Raw genomic sequence first — 1,027 nt, 5'->3', positions numbered from 1 at the left:
TTATTCGTGCTGCCGGCTGTTCCATTCACTGATCGATGGGCTCCGCGAGGTCACCAACGACTATACGACCGACCCCGCCACTATTCGGCGCATTCATGTGCGGGGGCCCTACGCCATACCCAACCAGCATATGCTTCGCCGTCCGCAGTCGCCGATGGCCGCACAGTACAGCCTGCCCTTTGTCGTCGGTGCCACATTGGCGGTCGGGCCTACGCGCTTTGATGCCTATCACGAGGAACGTCTCCAAGACCCGACCATTCTGGCCATCGCCGATAAGGTCGAGGCGAGCGCCGATGACGAGATCGAACGTCACTTTCCCGATCACTTCGGTACGGCCGTCGAGGTTACGCTGACAGATGGTACTAAGCGCTCTGCGACCGTTATGGACAGCATCGGCACGCCCGCACGCCCCATGTCACTTGACGATGTCAAAGCCAAGGCTCTCGGCTTGATTGCGCCTTTGGATCGCTCGTTCGACATCGATGCGCTTTACGATGGGATCGTGGCGCTCCAGCAGGACGGTCGCCGGCGCGTCGAGGGCATGGTGATGACCAGCAGAAGAGTGGCAGCATGAGGTGTCCACGTTCCCCTTCGCGCTGGCCGAACTGCGTGGCCTCTGCGTCGCAAACTGTATCGTCGTCTCTTAGATGTGTCAGTCCAGCGCAGAGGAAGGGTGTTGGCTTTCGCGATCGCGTGAGGCCGCTCTGTTTTCTGATCCGGGACACGAAGTACCTCCATTCGGGACGGATCTGCAAGCTGATTTCTCGAACGCCCACTCAATCCAACTGCAGGTCAAACCATGCCAAGTGAACTGTTCACCCCTTTTAAACTGCGCAGCATTTCGATCGACAACCGTATCGTTGTCGGACCTATGGACATGTACAGTGCCAATGACGGTTGTGCTTCCGATTATCACCTCATGCATTATGGGCGCTTCGCGATTTCCGGTGTCGGCCTGATTGTCTCCGAGGCCGCGCATGTCGAGCGAGGTGGCCGCATTACCCACGGTTGCCTGGGGCTTTACTCA

At 58.5% G+C, this 1,027-nt stretch carries 1 protein-coding gene and 1 pseudogene; both read left to right on the top strand.

What is annotated here, in order from left to right; all coding sequences use genetic code 11:
- Window positions 1-574, top strand: a pseudogene (locus tag ACK8OU_RS20280) (hypothetical protein); the annotation flags it as partial.
- Window positions 575-799: 225 nt separating this feature from the next.
- Window positions 800-1,027 (top strand): oxidoreductase (locus ACK8OU_RS20275; RefSeq protein ID WP_458524363.1); only part of this gene is annotated, 228 nt, incomplete at its 3' end.

Origin of the sequence: Pontitalea aquivivens, from assembly GCF_046507575.1 — a bacterium.
Classification (GTDB): Bacteria; Pseudomonadota; Alphaproteobacteria; order Rhodobacterales; family Rhodobacteraceae; genus Pontitalea; species Pontitalea aquivivens.
This window is presented reverse-complemented; position numbering and strand designations above follow the sequence as displayed.